Source organism: Mesorhizobium sp. IMUNJ 23232 (assembly GCF_044326205.1).
Classification (GTDB): Bacteria; Pseudomonadota; Alphaproteobacteria; order Rhizobiales; family Rhizobiaceae; genus Kumtagia.
Genome location: NZ_JBIRCY010000139.1, coordinates 1 through 4,633, shown reverse-complemented (window position 1 = coordinate 4,633; position 4,633 = coordinate 1). Strand labels below are relative to the sequence as shown.

At 60.5% G+C, this 4,633-nt stretch carries 5 protein-coding genes and 1 pseudogene; 5 read left to right on the top strand and 1 reads right to left on the bottom strand.

Annotated features, from left to right (window positions below):
• Positions 1-199: hypothetical protein (locus tag ACH196_RS37755; protein ID WP_396651936.1), on the bottom strand; the 199-nt coding region annotated here is incomplete at its 3' end.
• 506 nt (positions 200-705) lie between these two features.
• Here ACH196_RS37755 and ACH196_RS37750 point away from each other — a divergent pair.
• The 5 genes and pseudogenes from ACH196_RS37750 to ACH196_RS37730 all read left to right on the top strand — a co-directional run bounded on the left by ACH196_RS37750 (position 706) and on the right by ACH196_RS37730 (position 4,365).
• On the top strand, positions 706-1,023 hold the full coding sequence (locus ACH196_RS37750) for a co-chaperone GroES (protein WP_396651935.1): 318 nt from the start codon (positions 706-708) through the stop codon (positions 1,021-1,023).
• A 50-nt stretch (positions 1,024-1,073) separates the two neighbouring features.
• Complete coding sequence (gene groL / locus ACH196_RS37745) at positions 1,074-2,711, top strand: chaperonin GroEL (protein ID WP_396651934.1); 1,638 nt, start codon at positions 1,074-1,076, stop codon at positions 2,709-2,711.
• Positions 2,712-2,786: 75 nt separating this feature from the next.
• A complete protein-coding gene (locus ACH196_RS37740) occupies positions 2,787-3,176 on the top strand; it encodes a hypothetical protein (protein ID WP_396651933.1) in 390 nt (129 codons plus the stop codon).
• A gap of 152 nt (positions 3,177-3,328) precedes the next feature.
• Positions 3,329-3,496: a hypothetical protein gene (locus ACH196_RS37735; RefSeq protein WP_396651932.1), complete on the top strand. Its 168-nt coding sequence runs from the start codon at positions 3,329-3,331 to the stop codon at positions 3,494-3,496.
• A gap of 397 nt (positions 3,497-3,893) precedes the next feature.
• A pseudogene (locus ACH196_RS37730) lies at positions 3,894-4,365 on the top strand (MucR family transcriptional regulator).
• The last annotated feature ends 268 nt before the right edge of the window (positions 4,366-4,633 follow it).

Below are 4,633 nucleotides of genomic sequence, written 5' to 3'. Positions count from 1 at the left end.
GTTGTGTCGGCCGCTGCGCCGAGATCGCGGGCAGGTGGATGAAGCTTGCAACGCGCCGCCAGGCGAGCCGCGAGACCGCTTCGATCGGCTCTTCATCGTGGTCGACGCGGTATTCGCCGGCCGGCTGAGGCGCGTCGAGGCCCGGCAGAGAAAACGCCAATGAGAAGCGGACAATTGTTTGCGTGGTGCGGACGGTCATGGTGCGGTCTCCGCGGGAGCACGCCGATGCGCCTCCCGCACCACCCCAATCCGAACCCGAACGATCCCGTGCTGCCAGTACATCCGTGGTCAGCGTCGAGTTCATTCCAGGGTTCGAACCGAGCGGCATGCGCCGGATCGGCGCCTTGCATTCGCTCTCGGCAATTCGGTGGTGAATGGCGGGTCGATGGTCTCTGACACCGCGAAAGCCAAATTCGGCCAAATCAACGAGTTTTACATATACGCCTTGTTTGATGTCCGGACAAGCCGTAATCCGAATATCTCAGCCAAAAGAACTGAAGAGGTGTAAGAAAAATTGTGGAACTATGCCGAGCAAAACATTCGATTTTCCTGCGGCGTGCGGAGTTTTTGCCGACTATTTTGATCTATATTTTTTTACGGTTTCGCTTCGGTCACGAATAATTTCTGGCACTCCTATCATTCGAGTGCCAAAGGCGCTACAAGGCTTATGCGGTCGCCCTATGCGCTGGCTGCAGAAAGAACCCCATGAAATTCCGGCCACTCCACGACCGCGTCGTCATCCGGCGCGCCGAAGGCGAAATCAAATCCAAGGGCGGGATCATCATCCCCGACAATGCGAAGGAAAAGCCGCAGGAGGGCGAAGTCATCGCCGTCGGCCCCGGCCTCAGCGACGAAAGCGGCAAGCTCATCCCGCTCGACGTCAAGGCCGGCGACACCATCCTGTTCGGCAAATGGTCGGGCACCGAGGTCAAGCTCGATGGCGAGGACCTTCTGATCATGAAGGAGAGCGACATCATGGGCATCGTCGAGCGGCCCGCGGCGGTCAGCAAGAAAGCCGCCTGACCGATCGGTTTTCCGATCCTCCCATCCCCCGAACGAACTGGAACACCATCATGTCCGCCAAGGAAATCAAATTCTCCACCGATGCGCGCGACCGCATGCTGCGTGGCGTCGAAGTCCTCAACAACGCGGTCAAGGTGACGCTCGGCCCCAAGGGCCGCAACGTCGTCATCGACAAGGCCTATGGCGCACCGCGCATCACCAAGGACGGCGTCACCGTCGCCAAGGAGATTGAGCTTTCCGACAAGTTCGAAAACATGGGCGCCCAGATGGTGCGCGAAGTGGCCTCCAAGACCAATGACCTTGCCGGGGACGGCACCACGACGGCGACCGTGCTCGCCGCCTCCGTCCTGCGTGAAGGCATCAAGCTGGTCGCCGCCGGCATGAATCCGATGGATTTGAAGCGCGGCATCGATCTTGCCGTCGCCGCCGTCGTCAAGGACATCGAAAAGCGCGCCAAGAAGGTCAAGTCGTCGGACGAGATTGCCCAGGTCGGCACCATCGCCGCCAATGGCGACGCTACCGTCGGCGAAATGATCGCCAAGGCGATGAAGAAGGTCGGCAACGAGGGTGTCATCACCGTCGAGGAAGCCAAGACCGCCGAGACGGAGCTGGAAGTCGTCGAAGGCATGCAGTTCGACCGCGGCTACCTCTCTCCCTATTTCGTCACCAATGCCGAGAAGATGCGCGTCGAGTTGGACGACCCCCATGTCCTGCTTCACGAGAAGAAGCTCGGCAATCTGCAGGCGATGCTGCCGATCCTCGAAGCCGTGGTGCAATCCGGCAAGCCGCTGCTCATCATCGCGGAAGACGTTGAGGGCGAGGCCCTGGCCACGCTGGTCGTCAACAAGCTGCGTGGCGGCCTTAAGGTTGCGGCGGTGAAGGCGCCTGGCTTCGGCGACCGCCGCAAGGCGATGCTGGAAGACATCGCCATCCTGACGCGGGGCCAGTTGATCTCCGAAGACCTCGGCATCAAGCTCGAGAACATTACCCTCGACATGCTCGGCCGCGCCCGTCGCGTCGTCATCGAGAAGGACACGACGACCGTCATTGACGGCGCGGGCGACAAGGAGGCCATCGCCGGCCGCGTCACGCAGATCAAGGCGCAGATCGAGGAGACCACCTCGGACTATGACAAGGAGAAGCTGCAGGAGCGGCTGGCGAAACTCTCCGGCGGCGTCGCGGTCATCCGCGTCGGCGGCGCGACCGAGACCGAAGTCAAGGAAAAGAAAGACCGCATCGACGACGCACTCAACGCCACTCGCGCCGCGGTGGAGGAAGGCATCGTTCCCGGCGGTGGCGTGGCTCTTCTACGCGCCCGGGCAGGGCTCACAGGCCTGACCGGCGCTAATGCCGATGTGACTGCGGGCATTTCAATCGTGCTCAGAGCGCTGGAAGCGCCAATCCGGCAGATCGCTGAGAATTCGGGCGTGGAAGGCTCGATCGTCGTCGGCAAGCTTGCGGACGGCAAGAACCTCAACGACGGCTTCGACGCCCAGACCGAAACTTATGTCGACATGATCAAGGCCGGCATCATCGATCCGGCCAAGGTCGTGCGCACCGCCTTGCAGGACGCCGGCTCGATCTCGGCGCTGCTGATTACCGCCGAGGCTATGATCGCCGACGCTCCCAAGGATGCGCCCTCCGCCGGCAATGGGGGCAACCGCGGCATGGGTGGCATGGGGTACTGACCACGACAGCCGGCCCTAGGGCCGGCACGCTCTGGAAGACGGCCGACACTTAAACCACAACAAGGGAACAAACTCATGGCCATGCCAATCAGCAAGCCTTCTTTCGCCCAGCGTTGGGAGAGCTATCAGCCCTCCAAATCGACGCTCGTCTGGGCCTGCGCCGCGACAGCTGTCGCCACAATGATCGTCGGCTTCAGTTGGGGCGGCTGGGTCACGGGCGGGACGTCGCGGACGCTGGCCACCACGGCCGGCGACGTGGCGCGGGGCGAACTCGCATCGGTGGTCTGTGTCGAGCGCTTCAAGGCAGCGGCCGATTCCCCGGCGAGACTGACCGAGTTAAACGCCATCACCGACAGCTACAAGAGGCGGCAGTTCGTCGAGGCCGGCGGCTGGGCGACCATGCCCGGTCAGACGGCTCCCGACAGGCGCGCCGCCGAAGGCTGCGCGGCAGCGCTCGCCGCCTGAGCCTCAAACATCCGAGGCTCCGGCCTCGCGCCTCATCTCCGATATGTCCGCGATCGGATTGCTTTCGCGACCAAGCAGGGTCTTGGCGACAAATCAACGATTGGCTGTGCCGCGGCCGATCGTGGACTCGTCACGGCCCAAGGAGCACGACCATGATCAACTATACCAAGAACACGGATACGCCTCCGACGGAGAAGGAAATCGACGACAACCGCTTCGAACAGATCCGCAGCCAGGTGGCGGATAGGCACAGGAAGTCGGACACGGACGGCACCCGCCGCCGCGACCGCCAGACCGCCGAGACCAACCGTCTCTTGTAATACAATTCAGCATCGAAGTCCGCACTGGCAGTTACGCCTGTGCGGCCCATTCTTCGAATTCACCACTCAAAGCGCAAAAAGCAGTCCTGCCGCTCGCGCTGAGCGGTTCGATCTTATTGCAGTCGGCGGGTGATAGATCGGTTGGTTTTACGTCGCTCACCGAGATATGATCTGAACAGGATGGCGCTCGCCCGATTGCCTAGTTCAAAAGCCGCCTCTTCTTTTTAGATCTTGTGCTCACTCAAGGTCGTTCACATCTGACGCGGCCCAGTGACGATCCAACGCCACGCGAATCTCCAGTCGTCCAAAGCATTGGTTCCTTTGCAAAATATGAAACTGGCGCCACTTTTATTGTCACTTGCACGCCAACGTTCTTGCAAATAGTCCATAGTATTCGATATGGGATACGGTGGATGTCGGACGACAGGCGCTTCTACAACCCACGACGGATATTGTGTCGGCGTGCGTAACAAACAACCCGGACCAGGCAGCAAGCCTTCCTGGCCTGATCGCGGACATCAACACCGCGATACGCAGCCTGAGCGAGCCGGCTCCCTTGCTGGCGCGTGTGGAACTGGCCCTTGCTGCTTCCATTAGGAAATCTGTTACGCCCGACTCTCTCGTTTCGCTTGAGGATGGCCGCAAGTTCAAATCCTTGAAGCGCCACCTCATGGCGCATCATGACCTGCCCCCCAAACTAGTATCGCAAGAAATGGAACCTCCCCGCCGTCTATCCGATGGTCGCACCCCGACATGCAGCGAACCGTTCCGAACTGGCGAAAGGCATCGGGCTGGGCCAGAGGCCAAAACCCTCGAAGATCGCCGCCGTGACGGCAAAGCGTAGTCGGAAATCCAGGGCATCATCTTGATCACTGCTTATCGCCGACCGGGTGTGACGATAATGTCGGTTAGAGAGGTCGCAGACGAGCCCAGAGAATGTTGGATTTCAGGTTCTCTCCCTCTACCACCTTCCCCCTGTCCGACCCGGAGACATAGGTAACAGACTTTACCTTAGTGTCCGTCCGGGGACTTTGTGAGCGGGCAGAATCGGTTGTCGGATTTTGAGTTTCTGGTTTTGGATCGGTTGTGATTCCTTGTTCGGCATGATTCGAGAAGGAATGGTGCGCCGATGTGGAC